The organism is Chitinophaga sp. XS-30, assembly GCF_008086345.1.
Classification (GTDB): domain Bacteria; phylum Bacteroidota; class Bacteroidia; order Chitinophagales; family Chitinophagaceae; genus Chitinophaga.
Genome location: NZ_CP043006.1, coordinates 2,842,413 through 2,857,438 on the forward strand (window position 1 = coordinate 2,842,413; position 15,026 = coordinate 2,857,438).

10 protein-coding genes are annotated in these 15,026 nt (G+C 49.7%); 9 read left to right on the top strand and 1 reads right to left on the bottom strand.

The window, feature by feature from the left end; all coding sequences use genetic code 11:
* The 8 genes from FW415_RS11700 (at position 1) to FW415_RS11735 (ending at position 13,240) form a co-directional block, all read left to right on the top strand.
* Complete coding sequence (locus FW415_RS11700) at positions 1–492, top strand: VOC family protein (RefSeq protein ID WP_148385044.1); 492 nt, start codon at positions 1–3, stop codon at positions 490–492.
* A complete protein-coding gene (locus FW415_RS11705) occupies positions 489–1,424 on the top strand; it encodes a 2-hydroxyacid dehydrogenase (protein WP_148385045.1) in 936 nt (311 codons plus the stop codon). Before FW415_RS11700 ends, FW415_RS11705 begins: the two co-directional genes overlap by 4 nt.
* A 17-nt stretch (positions 1,425–1,441) precedes the next feature.
* Positions 1,442–2,302: a ThuA domain-containing protein gene (locus FW415_RS11710; RefSeq protein ID WP_246859011.1), complete on the top strand. Its 861-nt coding sequence runs from the start codon at positions 1,442–1,444 to the stop codon at positions 2,300–2,302.
* Positions 2,303–2,316: 14 nt separating this feature from the next.
* Positions 2,317–5,529, top strand: coding sequence for a PVC-type heme-binding CxxCH protein (locus FW415_RS11715; protein WP_148385050.1), 3,213 nt, complete (start codon positions 2,317–2,319; stop codon positions 5,527–5,529).
* A gap of 536 nt (positions 5,530–6,065) precedes the next feature.
* Entirely contained in the window at positions 6,066–9,338 is a 3,273-nt protein-coding gene (locus tag FW415_RS11720) for a TonB-dependent receptor (RefSeq protein WP_148385053.1), read from the top strand.
* Positions 9,339–9,349: 11 nt separating this feature from the next.
* Positions 9,350–11,287 carry a RagB/SusD family nutrient uptake outer membrane protein gene (locus FW415_RS11725; protein ID WP_210420867.1) on the top strand — a complete coding sequence of 646 codons (1,938 nt, stop codon included), beginning with the start codon at positions 9,350–9,352 and terminating at the stop codon, positions 11,285–11,287.
* A gap of 27 nt (positions 11,288–11,314) precedes the next feature.
* On the top strand, positions 11,315–12,532 hold the full coding sequence (locus FW415_RS11730; protein WP_210420868.1) for a DUF5000 domain-containing lipoprotein: 1,218 nt from the start codon (positions 11,315–11,317) through the stop codon (positions 12,530–12,532).
* A gap of 12 nt (positions 12,533–12,544) precedes the next feature.
* Positions 12,545–13,240, top strand: coding sequence for a DUF4998 domain-containing protein (locus tag FW415_RS11735; RefSeq protein ID WP_148385058.1), 696 nt, complete (start codon positions 12,545–12,547; stop codon positions 13,238–13,240).
* A gap of 195 nt (positions 13,241–13,435) precedes the next feature.
* On the opposite strand, the gene FW415_RS11740 is transcribed toward FW415_RS11735, so the two are convergent.
* Positions 13,436–14,029, bottom strand: coding sequence for a DUF4142 domain-containing protein (locus FW415_RS11740; RefSeq protein WP_148385061.1), 594 nt, complete (start codon positions 14,027–14,029; stop codon positions 13,436–13,438).
* 164 nt (positions 14,030–14,193) lie between these two features.
* On the opposite strand from FW415_RS11740, the gene FW415_RS11745 reads away from it, so the two are divergent.
* Positions 14,194–14,997, top strand: a complete 804-nt coding sequence (locus FW415_RS11745; RefSeq protein ID WP_148385063.1) for a hypothetical protein — start codon at positions 14,194–14,196, stop codon at positions 14,995–14,997.
* The last annotated feature ends 29 nt before the right edge of the window (positions 14,998–15,026 follow it).

Consider the following 15,026-nt stretch of genomic DNA (forward strand, 5'->3'; position numbering starts at 1 on the left):
ATGGCAAAAGCACTTAAAATCAACCACGTTACACTCATTGTAGACAACCTGGAAAAAGCAGGGGCCTTCTATCAGCAGGAACTCGGCCTGGAACCGCTGCCGGCTTTCCGGTTCGACTATCCCGTGATGTTTTTCCGGTTTAACGATGAGCAGCAACTGCATATTTCGGAATGGGAGGACCGTACTTCATTTCGCGGGCATATCTGCGTGCAGGTAGATGATTTCAGCAGCATCTTTTTTCGCATGAAAGCACTGCAGGCCATTGACATAAATCCCTGGGGGAAGGTGAGGAAGCTGCCGGACGGGGCCATGCAGATGTTTGTACGCGATCCTGCCGGTAACCTGGTGGAAATTTCCTCCGTACCCGGAGCGGAAGTGGATCCCCGGATATTCGAAGACGATTTATACGAAGAAGGGCTGTATGTTTCGAACAGGAACGACTTCAGAGGATACAGGTCTGATGACGCTACGCTATATCATAATAACCCATGAGGAAAAACGTATTGTTGCTTGAATCCATTGCAGACGAAGCATTAGCTGTGCTCCGGGAAAATGTGAACGTATTCACAGGATACGATGAGGGCAGTTTGAAAGATGTTTTGAGCAAAGTGGAAGTGCATGCCATCATTACAAGGGGTAAGAAACGGATCGATAAGGCTTTGATGGATGCATGCCCGCTTTTGGAAGTGGCGGCGCGGAGCGGTGTTGGACTGGATAATGTAGATGTAACCGAAGCAACGGCAAGAAAGATACGGGTGATCAATGCACCGGGCAGTAATGCGGCTACCATTGCAGAGCATACCCTCGCCCTGATGCTGATGCTGATGCGCAACCTGTATGGATCGGTGGAGCGTGTCAGGCAGAACGACTGGAACTGGCGCAATCAATATGCAGGCGATGAGCTGAATGGCAAAACCCTCGGCATCCTGGGCATGGGGAATATCGGAAAGCGCGTGGCCAGGCTGGGAGAGGCATTCGGGATGGAGGTGCTGTACTGGAGCCGGTCGGATCAGAACAGGTCTATGGAGGAGGTATTGCAACAGGCTGATGTAGTGAGCCTTCACCTGCCTTTGGATAAAGAAACGGAAAATATAATAGGAGCAAAGCAGCTGGCTTTAATGAAACCCGGCGCATTTCTCGTCAATACCGCAAGAGGCGCATTGATCGACCACGCAGCACTATTGGATGCTTTGAACACGCAGAAGATCGCAGGTTTTGGGGCGGATGTGCTGCCGGACGAGCCGCCTGTTCAGAGCCTCCCGCTTGTACAGCATGCGCGTGCCATCGTTACGCCGCATACTGCCAGCCTTACAGCCGCTACCTACCGGCGGATGTGCCTGCTTACCGTGAACAATGTTGTGGCAGTGCTTGCAGGCCGTGAGCCGGAATGGAACAGTGTATATAATCGTAACGCGTTTGTATGATAATCAATATCCCTGGTATGATGAACACTTTTTACATCGGTTTGTTATTAACGCTCAGCACCGGTTTGGGCTGTATCTCATCTCCGCAGCATGCAAAAAAGCCACTCGTTGTTTTTGTGTGCGGAGACCATGAATACAGTGGTGAGGAAACGCTGCCTGTCATTGCGGCGGAGCTGGAAAAGAATTATGGTATGAGGACCATCGTGCTCAAATCCTCTCCGGACCATAACAGCGAAGAGAATATCCCCGGCCTGGAAGCCCTGAAGGATGCGGACCTGGCTGTATTCTACCTGCGCTGGCGAAGGCTTCCTCCGGAACAGCTTGCCCATATTGAAGCATACCTGGAAACAGGAAAACCTGTGATGGGTTTCCGCACCACCACGCATGCATTCAATTTTCCCAAGGGGCATGCCAGCGAGAAATGGAACGCCTTTGGGGAATTTGCCTTGAATGCGCCTCCGGGCTGGGGCGGAAAAGCCAGACATACGCACTATGGGCATAGCAGCAGCACAGATGTAAGCATCGTTCCCGAAGAAGCCGGTCATCCTGTTCTGACAGGCGTAGCAAAGGATTTCCACGTTCGCTCATGGTTATATCATGTAGTGCCGGATTATCCCGTTAAGGGTTCCACGTCACTGCTTACCGGCAAAGCCGTAAATCCGGAAAGAGCCGCAGTGGAGAACCCGGTGGCCTGGACCGGCACCAATTCATTCGGAGGAAAGATTTTTATGACCACGCTCGGGCATCCGGAAGATTTCAGGATAGCAGCTTTTCAGCGGCTCGTGATCAATGCCATTCACGACGAACTGGGGCTGGAAGTACCAAAGGAATGGAAAGGCCAGATAGATATCCAGGTGCCTTACCGCGTTGCTAAATAAATATTCACAGGATCATGAGACTTGCAAAGACCGGCATTCTGTCGCTCATAGGGGTTGTGGCTGCAATAGTGATATTGTATGCCCTTACATTCAAAGCGTCTGCTCCCCTTGCTATTGAAAAGGGGGCGCGCATTGCATTGATCGGTAATAACCTGGGATCAAGGATGGTCCACTACGATAATTTTGAAACCGAGTTATATCTCCGCTTTCCAACGCATGACCTTTTCATTCGTAACATGTGTGACGGAGGAGAGACGCCGGGCTTCCGGCCGCATGCCAGCAGGAACTCCCCCTGGGCTTTCCCCGGCGCGGAGAAATTCCAGGCCGAGCGGGCAAACCTGGTGAACAGAAAAGACACTGCCAGTTGGGCCGGAATGGGAGACCCTGGTGAAGGCTTTTTTGAAACGCCTGATCAATGGCTCACCAGGCTCAGAACAGATGTGATCATTTCCTTTTTCGGGTTTAATGAATCGTTTGCAGGAAAAGCCGGACTGGACAATTATAAAGCAGAACTGGATGCTTTTATCAAATGGACGCTGGAGCAAAAATACAATGGCACTTCCGCACCGCAGCTGGTGATCGTTTCTCCCATTGCTTTTGAGGACCTCTCCGATAAATACGATCTGCCGGATGGCCGGAAAGAAAATGAAAATCTCGAATTGTACACCAAAGCCATGAAAGAGGTAGCCGCGCAGCATAAAGTACTTTTCGTAGACGCATTTACGCCATCCCTGCAATGGTATAAAGAAACAGCAGCGCCATTGACCATCGATGGTTCCCAGCTGAATGAAGAAGGGTATAAAAGACTCGGGGTATTGCTGGCTGATCAGATCTTTGGAGAAGGTACGCCAGCTGCGGAAAAGAACAGAGCGCTGGTGCATGATGCAGTGATGGAAAAGAACTGGATGTGGCTGAACGATTATAAAATTCCTAACGGCGTGCATGTTTATGGCCGCAGGTACAAACCTTACGGGCCGGATAATTTTCCCGCCGAAATAAAGAAGATCAGGGAGATGACGGCTATCCGGGACACCGCCATTTGGCTCGCCGCTTCAAAAGGGGAGAAGATGGATGTGGAAGCTGCCGATAAACATACCAGCGTATTGCCGGAGGTTAAAACCAACTATTCACCCAGCCGCAAGAATGGCAACCTGCAGTATCGCTACGGACAGGAAGCCCTGAACAGCCTGAAAGTGGCGCCGGGTTATAAGGTTGAGCTATTTGCTTCAGAAACGGAATTCAGTGAGCTGGCTAACCCTGTGCAGTTGTCGTTTGACAACAAAGGGCGCCTGTGGGTAGCAACGATGCCTACCTACCCGCAATATAGAGTGGGAGACAAAAAGCCTGACGACAAGATCATCATCCTTGAAGATACCGATAATGATGGCAAGGCGGATAAACAAACGGTGTTCGCAGACGGGCTCCATTTGCCGCTCGGCTTCGAGATGGCGCCGGAAGGCGTATATGTATCGCAGGGAACTGACCTGGTGCTGTTGACAGATACCGATGGAGATGACAAAGCGGACAAGAAAGAAATTTTGCTCAGCGGCTTTGATGATCATGATTCACACCACAGCCATCATGCATTCACAACGGATGGATCGGGGGCGATCTATTCAGGAGAAGGCGTGTTCCTCCGTACCAATGTAGAAACTTCTTACGGCCCGGTATATGCTACCAACGGCGGATTTTACAGGTATGATCCGAAACGGAAGAAGCTGGAGCGCACGGCGCAACTGTCTATTCCCAATCCCTGGGGCATCACCTTCGATGAATGGGGGCAGCCTTTCTTTGCGGAAACATCCAGTCCGGATGTACGCTGGATGCTTCCGGGAACAGTATTGCCAAGGTATGGGCAGGCTACGCACAAATCCCGGCAACTGATAGAAGAGAAACATCTGGTACGGCCTACATCGGGTATTGAGATCGTATCAAGCCGGCATTTCCCGGATGAAGTACAGGGCGACCTGCTGATCAATAATACCATTGGCTTCCTGGGAACAAAACAGCATACGCTGGAAGATGATGGAACGGGTTACAAAAGTCGTTTTCGTATGGACCTGCTGGTGAGCAACGATCCTAATTTCCGCCCGGTAGACCTGGAGTTTGCGCCCGACGGTTCGCTATACGTGGTGGATTGGCACAATATCCTCATCGGGCATATGCAGCATAATGCGCGGGACCCTTTACGGGATCACTCGCATGGGAGGATCTACCGCGTTACTTATCCTGCCAGGCCGCTGGTGAAACCGGCAAAGATAGCGGATGCCAGTATCGAAGAACTCTTTGAGAACCTTAAACTGCCGGAGTACAGAACGCGCTACAGGACCCGCCGGGAACTGAGGGGCCGCGACATGCCTGCAGTGCTGGACAAACTGGCAACCTGGATAGCGGCGCTGGATACCAGCGATCCCCGGTATGAACACCATTTGCTCGAAGGGCTTTGGGTGAGCTGGGGAATGGGTAAAGCAGATCAAAGACTTTTAAAGCAGCTGCTGAAAGCGAAGGAGTACCGTGTAAGGGCCGCAGCAGTGCAGGTAGTGCGGTACACCGGGCATCAGGTGCCTGATCAGGCGGATCTGCTGGTGGCCGCAGCCAGGGATGAAAGTAGCCGCGTAAGGCTGATGGCTATTGTGGCCGCTTCCTGGATCGGTAAAGAAAAAGGCCTTCCCGTTCTTGCAGCCGCCAGTGAATTGCCGATGGACAGCTGGATGGTGCCTGCATACAGAACGGCCGAAGCACATTTAAACGGGCGGAATGTACAGAGAGAAAGGGAGAAAAAGGAAAGCACTGAACTTAAAGGTGCAGCGTTGGCATTGTTCAACCAGGGGGAAATTATTTATAACAAGGAAGGATATTGCAGAACCTGCCATCAGCCTGATGGCGAAGGGCTCACGGCTTCCGGTTTTCCTCCCCTTGCATCTACTGACTGGGTAACAGGAAGTGAAGAAAGGCTGATCAAACTGGTGCTTAAAGGACTGATGGGACCAATAAACGTAAATGGCAAAATGTATCCGGGACAGGTGCCGATGACACCTTTTGGCGGATTGCTGAAAGATGAGGAAGTAGCAGCGGTATTGACTTACGTCCGCAACTCTTTCGGGAATAACGGCCCCGTTGTTTCCCCGGAGAAAGTGAAAAAAGTGAGGCAGGCCATAGAAAGTAAAAAAGATTTTTATACCACGGAGCAGTTGCTTAAAGAACATCCCATGGAAAGGATGCGATAACAGTAGAAGAGGAAAGAACAAAACTATAGGAACAACATAACGTTTTAAGAAGAAATGCTGATGGGTCATATCCGCGATTTTGTAGGATAGTAGCTATTGTTGATGTTTTTTTATCTAAATAGAAAGGTTTCTTTTTTCTTTTTAATAATTGAATTAGTTTAGTTGGAGTTACTCTTTTTTGTGTGTATTGATTTGTAAAATTCCATAGCCTTTCAGCATAAATTGAAGTTCAACAGACCTAACATTCGTTCACCCTTAATTGTGTTTTTGAAAAATCAGGTTGTAACAGTTGTGAAAGTTCCACGAATATGATCATGCAATTGATGCGTGCATAAAGAACTGTACAGCCCTGCAAATCTATTATTGAGATCAAGACTGATATTTCATTTTACCATTATTAACCAATAATCTGTTTTCTCGAACTGAGGCATGAAACGGAGGGGGAAAGGTACGCCCTGATCCTGTATGCTGTTGTCCGGTCCACGTTATCTGCCCTTTTAACACGCAATTATTTTCTTAATTCTAACACGATGTGTATGAGTAAAAAACTACGCCTCGGCACGGCATGCCTATGCATGCTCCTGTCTTGCTGTTTACATTTTTCCGATGCTTATTCCCAAGACAGGTCCTCCGTTATCGGAACGGTGAAAGACTCTACCGGCACACCGCTTCCCGGCGTCAGCGTAATGGTGACCGGTACTAAATCCAGGGGAACTGCTACTGATGCGAACGGCAAGTTTGTACTGGAGATAAGCGCCGGTGAGATGCTGCTGTTCAAATTCATCGGGTATCAGGAGCAGGTCATCACCGTCACTGACCTGAAGAAAGAACTGACTATTGTACTGCGGTCAGCGGAGACAAAACTGGATGATGTGGTGATCACGGCTTTTGGAAAAAAGCAGATCAAAGAATCTGTAGTAGGTTCTGTATCCACTATTACTCCCGGTAACCTCAGAACAGCAGCCAGTAATCTTACCAATGCCCTGGCAGGGCAGGTGGCGGGTGTGATCGGCTTCCAGTCCAGCGGGCAGCCGGGCCTGGATAATTCCAACTTTTTCATCAGGGGCGTTACCACGTTCGGTTACCGCCAGAACCCGCTGATCCTGATAGATAACGTGGAGCTTACCGCTAACGATCTTGCCCGTTTGCAGGTGCAGGATATTGCCAGCTTTTCCATATTGAAAGATGCCAGTGCCACGGCATTGTATGGAGCAAGAGGGGCCAATGGTGTTATTCTCGTTACCACCAGGGAAGGTAAATCCGGGAAGACGCAGCTGAATGTAGTGCTGGAGAACGCCATCTCGCAACCCACCAAAACCATCAAACTGGCAGATCCTGTTACTTACATGAAACTGTATAATGAAGCCAGTACCACGCGTGACCCGCTGCAACCCATCGTTTTTGATGCGGATAAAATATACAATACGGAGCAGACCATGAAGAATGCTCCGGGTAGCAATGGTTACGTATATCCGGCTGTGGACTGGCTGGATATGCTGTTCCGGAAAACCACCACTACCCAGCGGGCGAATGTGAATGTCAGCGGCGGCGGAGAATTTGCCCGTTACCTGGTCTCTGCTTCCCTGAGTAATGACAATGGTATGCTGAAGCGGGATGCGGCCAATAATTTTAACAACAACGTGAACTACAAGAACTATCAGTTACGGTCCAACGTAAATGTGAAGCTCACCAAATCAACGGAACTGGTATTAAGGTTGTGGGGCAATTTCAATGACTACAACGGCCCCATTACCAACGACGCTTCGTTCTCTTCTGACCTGTACAGCGCGGCGGTGCATACCAGTCCGGTGCTCTTTCCGGCATTCTATCAGCCGGATTCGGCCAACCGCCTGACACAGCATATCCTGTTCGGCAATTCCAGCCAGACGGGCACCGGTTCGGGCCAGAACAACGGTGTTGGCTATTCCAATCCCTATGCGCAAATGCTGAGAGGGTACAAACGTTTCTCCGAGTCCCGCATGTCCGCTACCGTAGAGTTGCACCAGGACCTGGATTTTATCACACCCGGACTAAAGGCGCATGGCTTCTTTAATACCAACCGGTATTCCTATTTCGATAATACAATGGCCTACAACCCATTTTATTATAACGTGCTGCCCGGAGATTACAACAGGGCAGATAATACATACAAGCTCACCTGGCTGAATTCACTGCCGGGCGGTGTATTTCAGGGCAGCCCCGGTTCCGGCAATAATGGAGCGGCCACGGAATACCTGGTGTATTCGCCCGGAAGAAAGGATGCCAATACCTTCCTGCAATTCCAGGCGCAACTGGAATATTCCAAACAGCTGAACGATCATAATATTTCCGGCTCGCTGATCACGATAAGGCAGCAAAGGCTGGTGGCCAACGGGGTTGATCCAAATACCCGGCAGCCCAGCTTGCAGTATTCATTGCCTTACAGGAATATGAACCTTGCCGGAAGAGCCACCTATAATTATGCTTCCCGCTATTTCCTGGAATTCAACTTCGGGTATAATGGCTCGGAACGTTTCTCTGAAAATAACCGGTATGGTTTCTTCCCCACCATCGGCGCCTCCTGGATCGTTTCACGGGAAAAGTTCTGGGGCGAAGGCTTGACGGATATTGTGAGCTCTCTTAAACTAAGGGCGAGTTATGGCTTGAGTGGTAATGATGATATCGGCAGCCAGCGTTTCTTTTATTTGTCTGATGTAAACCTTACCGCAGGCAACGGTTCCTCCTTTGGTTTAAATAACGGATATAACCGCAGTGGTGTAAGGATCAATAACTATGAGAACAGGAACGTGACCTGGGAAACGGCCAAAATATTCAACACCGGGATCGAAATGACGTTGCTCAGGAATTTCGATCTGATTGCGGAATATTGGACGCAGGACCGCAGCAACATCCTGATGAGCCGGAACATCCCGTCCAGTATGGGCCTGGAAGCAGGTATCCTTACCAATGTAGGTACGGTGGAAGTGCAGGGGCTGGACCTTACGGCGAATTACAACAAAGACTTTTCAAGGAATTTCAGGGTGCAGTTCATGTCCAACTTTACCTTTTCCAAAGGAAAGTATGGTGTATATGAAGAGCCGGAGTATGCAGAACCATGGCGGTATGTTTCAGGTACTATGCTGGGCCAGCAGTTCGGCTACATTGCGGAGCGCCTCTTTGTAGATGACAAGGAAGCTGCCGCTTCGCCCGTTCAGCAGTTTGGCGGCAATGCGGTGAGAGGAGGGGATATCAAGTACCGCGACCTGAACGGAGATGGTCGCATCACCGTAGCGGACCGTGCGCCGATTGGCTTGCCCACTACACCGCAGATCATGTATGGCTTCGGTTTTTCCGTGAATTATAAAGGCCTTGAAATAAATGCACGGTTCCAGGGGCAGTCGAATGTTTCTTTTTTTATAGATCCCCGCTCCGTGAGCCCTTTCATTATACCGCCTTCTCCCCAGATACAAAGCCAGAGCCAGGTGCTGCAGGCATTTGCGGACGATCACTGGTCTGAGGAAAATCAGAACCTCTATGCGCTCTATCCCAGGTTGGGCGTCAGTTCGCAGGCTATTGAGAATAACCTTCAACGGAGCACCTGGTGGATGCGCGACGGCAGCTTCCTGCGGTTGAAAACCGCTGAGATAGGATATGTGCTGCCTGTCAATTGGGTAAACCGGATAGGGTTGAAATATTGCCGTGTGTATGTAAACGGCCTCAACCTTTTCAATATCACCAAATTTGATCTGTGGGACCCTGAATTGGGTGGCAACGGGTTCAACTACCCCATTCAGAAGGCTTATAATTTAGGTATCAACATCAACCTGTAAACAACGAGATTATGAAGCACTATAATAAAAGATCAACGGCCACGGTGTTGTGCATGTTTGTATTGTGTGTGTCGGGTATCACCGGTGAAGGCTGCAAAAAATACCTGGACGTTACGCCGGAGAACGTAGGAACGATCGACTATGCTTTCCGGAACAGGAACGAAGCGGAGAATTACCTGTTCACCTGCTATAATACATTGCAGAATATGAGCAATGTATTGACCGATCCGGGATTCACCACATCCGCAGAGATCGTTTATCCCAATGATCTGTCTGAAAGACCTATTAATGACGAAGGCTTTCAGCTGATCCGGGGAACAGTGCAGAATATTTCCAGCCCGATCCTTAATTACTGGGATGGGGGAGGCCAGGTCTCCAGTATTTTCCAGGCTATCCGCCGCTGCAATATCATGCTGGAGAATATAGACAAACCGATCGATCTCAGTGCGGAGGAAAAAGCAAGATGGATAGCGGAAACAAAATTCCTGAAGGCTTATTACCATTTTTTCCTGGCCAGGCTGTATGGCCCCATTCCCATCTACAGGGAGAACCAGAGCATAACGGCGCCGATAGAAGAGATCAGGGTAAAAAGAGCGCCGGTGGATTCCGTGTTCAATTATGCCGTTCAACTGATAGACGAAGCATTGCCTGACCTGCCGGTGCAGATCGCAAACATTCAGCAGGAATTGGGAAGGATCACCAGGGTGATCGCATTATCCGTAAAAGCAGATATACTGGCTACACAGGCAAGCCCTTTATACAATGGTAATCCAGACTATGCCAGGTTCAGGAACAAGGACGGCGAGCAGCTTTTTTCCACCACAGCGGACCCTGCAAAATGGCAAAGGGCTGCTGCGGCCTGCAAAGCCGCCATTGATGAGGCAGAGAGCCTCAATATAAGGTTGTACACCTTCATTCAACCGGCCAACCTTCCCGTATTGACGGACTCGCTCCGTAAAGTGCTCACCATTCAGAATGCGGTAACTGAGAAGTGGGATTTCAATGCGGAAGTGATCTGGATGCTCAACGGGTTTTTCGGATACCAGAACTTCTGTATTCCACGCCTTACCGATAAAGCGGTGCAAAACTCCACTGCCGCTGCGGGTAGTTTCACCGTGCCCCTGGCAACAACCGACCTTTTCTACACGGATAACGGCGTGCCGATCAATGAGGATAAAACCTGGGACTATAGCCGCCGTTTTGAATTGCAGGCGGGAGACAATGCGAGCAGGTACTATATAAAGAGCGGTTATACCACCATCAAAAATAATTTTAACCGGGAAGTGCGGTACTACGCCAACATCGGGTTTGACGGAGGGGTATGGTTTGGCAACGGCGTAACAGATCAGAACAACCCCTTGTCTATCGAAGCAAAAGGTCCCGATTCAAAGGCCGGTCCAAAAGACCGCGTGCGGATCAATATGCTGGCCTTATGGCCCAAGAAACTGGTCAGTTATCTCACCGTTTTCAACGAAGGTGTGCAGCAAACCGGCTTCCGCCTGCCGCGTACCCGCCTGGCAGACCTCTACCTGTTGTATGCGGAATGCCTTAATGAAGCCAGCGGCCCTGATGCGGAAGTGTATCGCTACATAGACCTCGTGCGCGAGCGGGCTGGTCTTGAAGGTGTGCTGGATTCCTGGGCACAGTACAGCTCGTTGCCGGCAAAACCTTCCACGAAAGACGGGCTGCGGGAGATCATTCACCGGGAACGCCGTATAGAGTTATGCTTTGAAGGTAAAGCAGGATGGGACCTGAGGAGATGGAAGGAAATGCTCACTGTGCTGGCGCCGCCTATCCAGGGATGGAGCATCTTCCAGAAAACGAGCAGCAACTTCTACACCCTGCAAACGTTATTCATACCTGCCATGACCGTAAGGGATTACTTCTGGCCATTGTCAGACGCTGCATTGTCCAATAATCCCAATCTGGTGCAAACACTGTATTGGTAATCGTTTAACCGTATCAAAATGATTGTTATGAATAGTAAATATATCATGCTGCCATTAACACTGCTGATGATGGCAATGGCCTGTACCAAAGTAAAGGATTACAATGAACCGGTTTCCGATGATCCAACAAAACCCGGCGTTATCACCAATATCAAAGTGGCCAATTTCAACGGAGGCTCGTACATCACCTACAGCCTGCCCGCATCCGGAAATATCCTGTATGTGAAAGCCGAATATGTGATAGATGAAAAAACAGGCAGGAAGCGGCAGACCAAATCCAGCTATTACAGCGATAGCATCACGGTGCAGGGTTTTGCGGAAAACAAAGAGTATGCGGTAACGCTTACCACCGTCACCCGTTCCAATGTGGAGTCGGATGCTGTTACGGTGAATGTTTTTCCTGATACGCCGGTGTACCGGCAGGTAGCTAAAACTATCCGGATGCAGCCTGATTTTGGCGGTCTGAATGTACAGATCACCAATGTTGATAAAAAACCGGTGGGCGTGATCGTATTGTATAAACCTGAGGGGGCGGATAATTACGCCATCTATGAGCAGAAGTTCAGCGATTTTGCGGAAGTAGGTTTCTCTTCGAGAGGATTTGATACACTGCCCAAACAGTTTGCGGTGTACATCACGGACCAGTGGGGCAATAATTCAGATACGGTTTTCCAGACCATCAGCCCTTTGTATGAAGAGCAGCTGGATAAAAGCAAGTTCTTCGGGAATGCACTGCCAAGTGATGGGGTAATCGGTTTCAGCTGGCAGTTGGCCAATCTGTGGAACGGCAATAACGGCGGCACCGGCTGGCATACGGTACAGGAGAATAAGCCGATGCCGATTGTAGCCACATTCGGATTAGGCGTATCGGCGAAGATAAGCCGGTTTGTACTTCATGGACGCTCCGGTTACGAATATGCTCACGGCAATCCAAAGGTTTTCTCGATATGGGGCTCGGATAAACCGGCACCGGCAGACCAGGTATTGCCGGTATTTGCAGAAGAAGGCACCGTGCTGGGCGACTGGGTGAATATGGGCAATTATGAATGGCCCGGCCCACCTTCCGGAGCGCCGCCCACCGCACCAACGGCAACGGACCGATCTGTCTTTAACCGGGGGATGGAATTCAATGTTCCCTTCACCGCGCCTAAAACAAGGTTTATCCGGTTAGCCGTTAGTGAATCATGGTCCGGCGCCACCTTTGCACATGCCATGGAAATAACCCTGTTTGGAAACACGAATTAAAAAACTGACTGTATGAAAAGAAGTATCATTCTGCTGCTTTTTATCTCCTGTATATATATCGGCTGCAATAAAGGCGATACGGATTACAGGGAGCTGCTAAATAAAGAGGAAGTAGTGTACCCCGGCCTCACCGGTAATTTTAAAGCCTACCAGGGGAACCTGCGTGTGCAATTGGAATGGAATCCCAGTCCTGATCCCAGCATCACAAAGTACCTGATCTACTGGAATAACGGCGAAGATTCCCTGGCGCTAAATGCTTCCAGCAGCAATCCGCAGGATACGCTGCGCACGATGATATCCGGCCTTAACGAGTATGTGCAGAATTTTGTGCTGTACACCTTTGATGCGCGGGGGAACAGGTCCATAGGCCAGTCGCTTTCCGGTGTCAGGATCTATGGCCCGCTGTATGTGTCCTCGCTCGTGAACCGCCAGGTGGATGCGAGCCAGCCGCCTGTGGCCGTGAATGATTATACTTACAAAGTATTCTTTTCCAGGGCGGATACGATACTGAACACGGGTACTGCCATTTCCTATCTGGACAGCCTGCAGAACCCTGTTACGATCAACCTGGATGCAAAAACAGATACGGTGGTGCTGAACCTGGCGAAGGCGGGCACCAAAGTGGCCATACGGTCTTCATATGTACCGGTGTTTAAAGCGGTGGATACATTCCGTGTTGCATACAGCGATACGTTGCTGCTTGAATGAGGCTAAGGGAAGGGGCTCGAAAGTAATTTGATAAGCTTGGGAATCGTGTAAACGAAAATGCTCTCCACAAAGTACCCGAATCAAAATCGGGTAAAATTACTTTTGAGTCCCTTTTTTCTTGAATTCAGCTATAAAAAACTCCGGCCCAAAAGGACCGGAGCAACCTGATTGAAACTTATGCTATTTCAATTTACCCTATTTCAATTTCTCTTTTTCCGCCTTCGCCATTTCAAGATGGCTCCTCAACTCCGGTAAAGTCTTGCTGAACCAGTCCCTCACCTCGGGGTCCTGCGCATGCTCCGCCGTTTTCTCAAACAGATCAATGGCCTTTTCATGTTTGTCTACCAGCTCATCCACAAAGGCTTTATCAAAATCATTCCCCGTTTTCTCCATGATATTCGCTATATCCCTTTCCTTCGATTCATTCAGCGCCGTCGGAATGGTCACATTTTTCTTCGTGGCCAGCTCCGCCAGTTGCTGATTCAGCTTTTCGTGAGACTTCTGCATATGCTCCGCCAGTTTTTTGACGCCTGCACTGGTGGCTTTGGTTTTACCGGAAGAAGTGATCTTTACTTCATAAAGCCCGTCTTCAGCCGCTTTTGTTATATTCTTCGCATCGTCTTTTAAATCGTTAGAAAGTGCATCCCGGTTGATATCCTGCGCATCGCTGCGAGTCATACCGGTATCGCCGGCGGGAATGGAATCCTGGTTATTGTTGCCCGCATTGTTGTTGCAGGCGGCCATCATACCCGCAATGGCAAATGACAGTAAGATTGCTGATGTTTTCATATTCGTCCGTTTTAGTGTTCAGCATTGTATAGTGAAAAGATTATGCCAGCGCGTGATCAACTGTTTTACAGCTACTTCTGTGGAAATGCATGCCCGTTTTGGCGGAGGTTGTTCCACGAATAGGAGAAAAATTATATATTTATGCAGCATTAAGACCCGTATCTATGAAAACCAGGTTACTGTTGTTTGCATTGCTGCTGACCCAGCTGGCATGGGCGCAGCCGAAAAACCGCCAGCGCTTCAATCACCAGGCCTTTGCGGAAAAACTGTCCATCGCGGAATGGATGTCGGAATACGACAGCATCGCCTGGCGCATGTCTGACCTTGTGACCATGGCTACCTATGAGCAGCTGGAGCGGATGGACCGGCGGGAATGGTTCTGCTTCAGGGGGACAGACAGCCTCTGGAATGCGGTGTACGGGAAGTTCAACGACACCGCGTATGATCTCGTATTGCATTACAAGCTGTTTGAGAATGATACGATCGATGTGGTATGCGATGCCCCGGATACGGCCATGCTGCACAGTGTCTGCAGGGCCGTAAGGACAGCTTACCGGGAGGCGGGGCTGATCCTGGGAAAATCCTCTACCCGTTTTAACAAATTCGTGCGCTATCATGCGGATAAAACAGTCTCCATCTGGCTGCTGCCCGCCCTGCAATCCCTCGGTATTGCCGTGTACGGGGGCGAGTTTTATTATCATTTCGATGCTTCGGGAACGGTGGTGCTGGACAAAGAGGAATACTACCAGGGCAGCATTAAAGGCTTTAAAACGGGTAAGCCAAGGGAGGTGTGGCTGAGTTATGAGGATGCCGCCGCTCCCACCCAGGGCGCCGTTTATTTTGCCGTGCAATACCGGAAATATTTTACCGATATCCATATTGATACAAGAGAAAGCACCAGCGTACAGTCTTTCAGCCCCGGAAAGGGTTACTACTGGCTGCATGCGGATAAATTGAGGATGAATTAGTAAATTACCTGTTCATCACCTGTAATTTA

Excerpts from the sequence above, each read along its gene's own strand:
- FW415_RS11705 (WP_148385045.1), top strand. The coding sequence starts at position 489 with ATGAGGAAAAACGTATTGTTGCTTGAATCCATTGCAGACGAAGCATTA.
- FW415_RS11720 (WP_148385053.1), top strand. The coding sequence starts at position 6,066 with ATGAGTAAAAAACTACGCCTCGGCACGGCATGCCTATGCATGCTCCTG.
- FW415_RS11710 (WP_246859011.1), top strand. The coding sequence starts at position 1,442 with ATGATGAACACTTTTTACATCGGTTTGTTATTAACGCTCAGCACCGGT.
- FW415_RS11715 (WP_148385050.1), top strand. The coding sequence starts at position 2,317 with ATGAGACTTGCAAAGACCGGCATTCTGTCGCTCATAGGGGTTGTGGCT.
- FW415_RS11745 (WP_148385063.1), top strand. The coding sequence starts at position 14,194 with ATGAAAACCAGGTTACTGTTGTTTGCATTGCTGCTGACCCAGCTGGCA.
- FW415_RS11735 (WP_148385058.1), top strand. The coding sequence starts at position 12,545 with ATGAAAAGAAGTATCATTCTGCTGCTTTTTATCTCCTGTATATATATC.
- FW415_RS11730 (WP_210420868.1), top strand. The coding sequence starts at position 11,315 with ATGAATAGTAAATATATCATGCTGCCATTAACACTGCTGATGATGGCA.
- FW415_RS11725 (WP_210420867.1), top strand. The coding sequence starts at position 9,350 with ATGAAGCACTATAATAAAAGATCAACGGCCACGGTGTTGTGCATGTTT.
- FW415_RS11700 (WP_148385044.1), top strand. The coding sequence starts at position 1 with ATGGCAAAAGCACTTAAAATCAACCACGTTACACTCATTGTAGACAAC.
- FW415_RS11740 (WP_148385061.1), bottom strand. The coding sequence starts at position 14,029 with ATGAAAACATCAGCAATCTTACTGTCATTTGCCATTGCGGGTATGATG.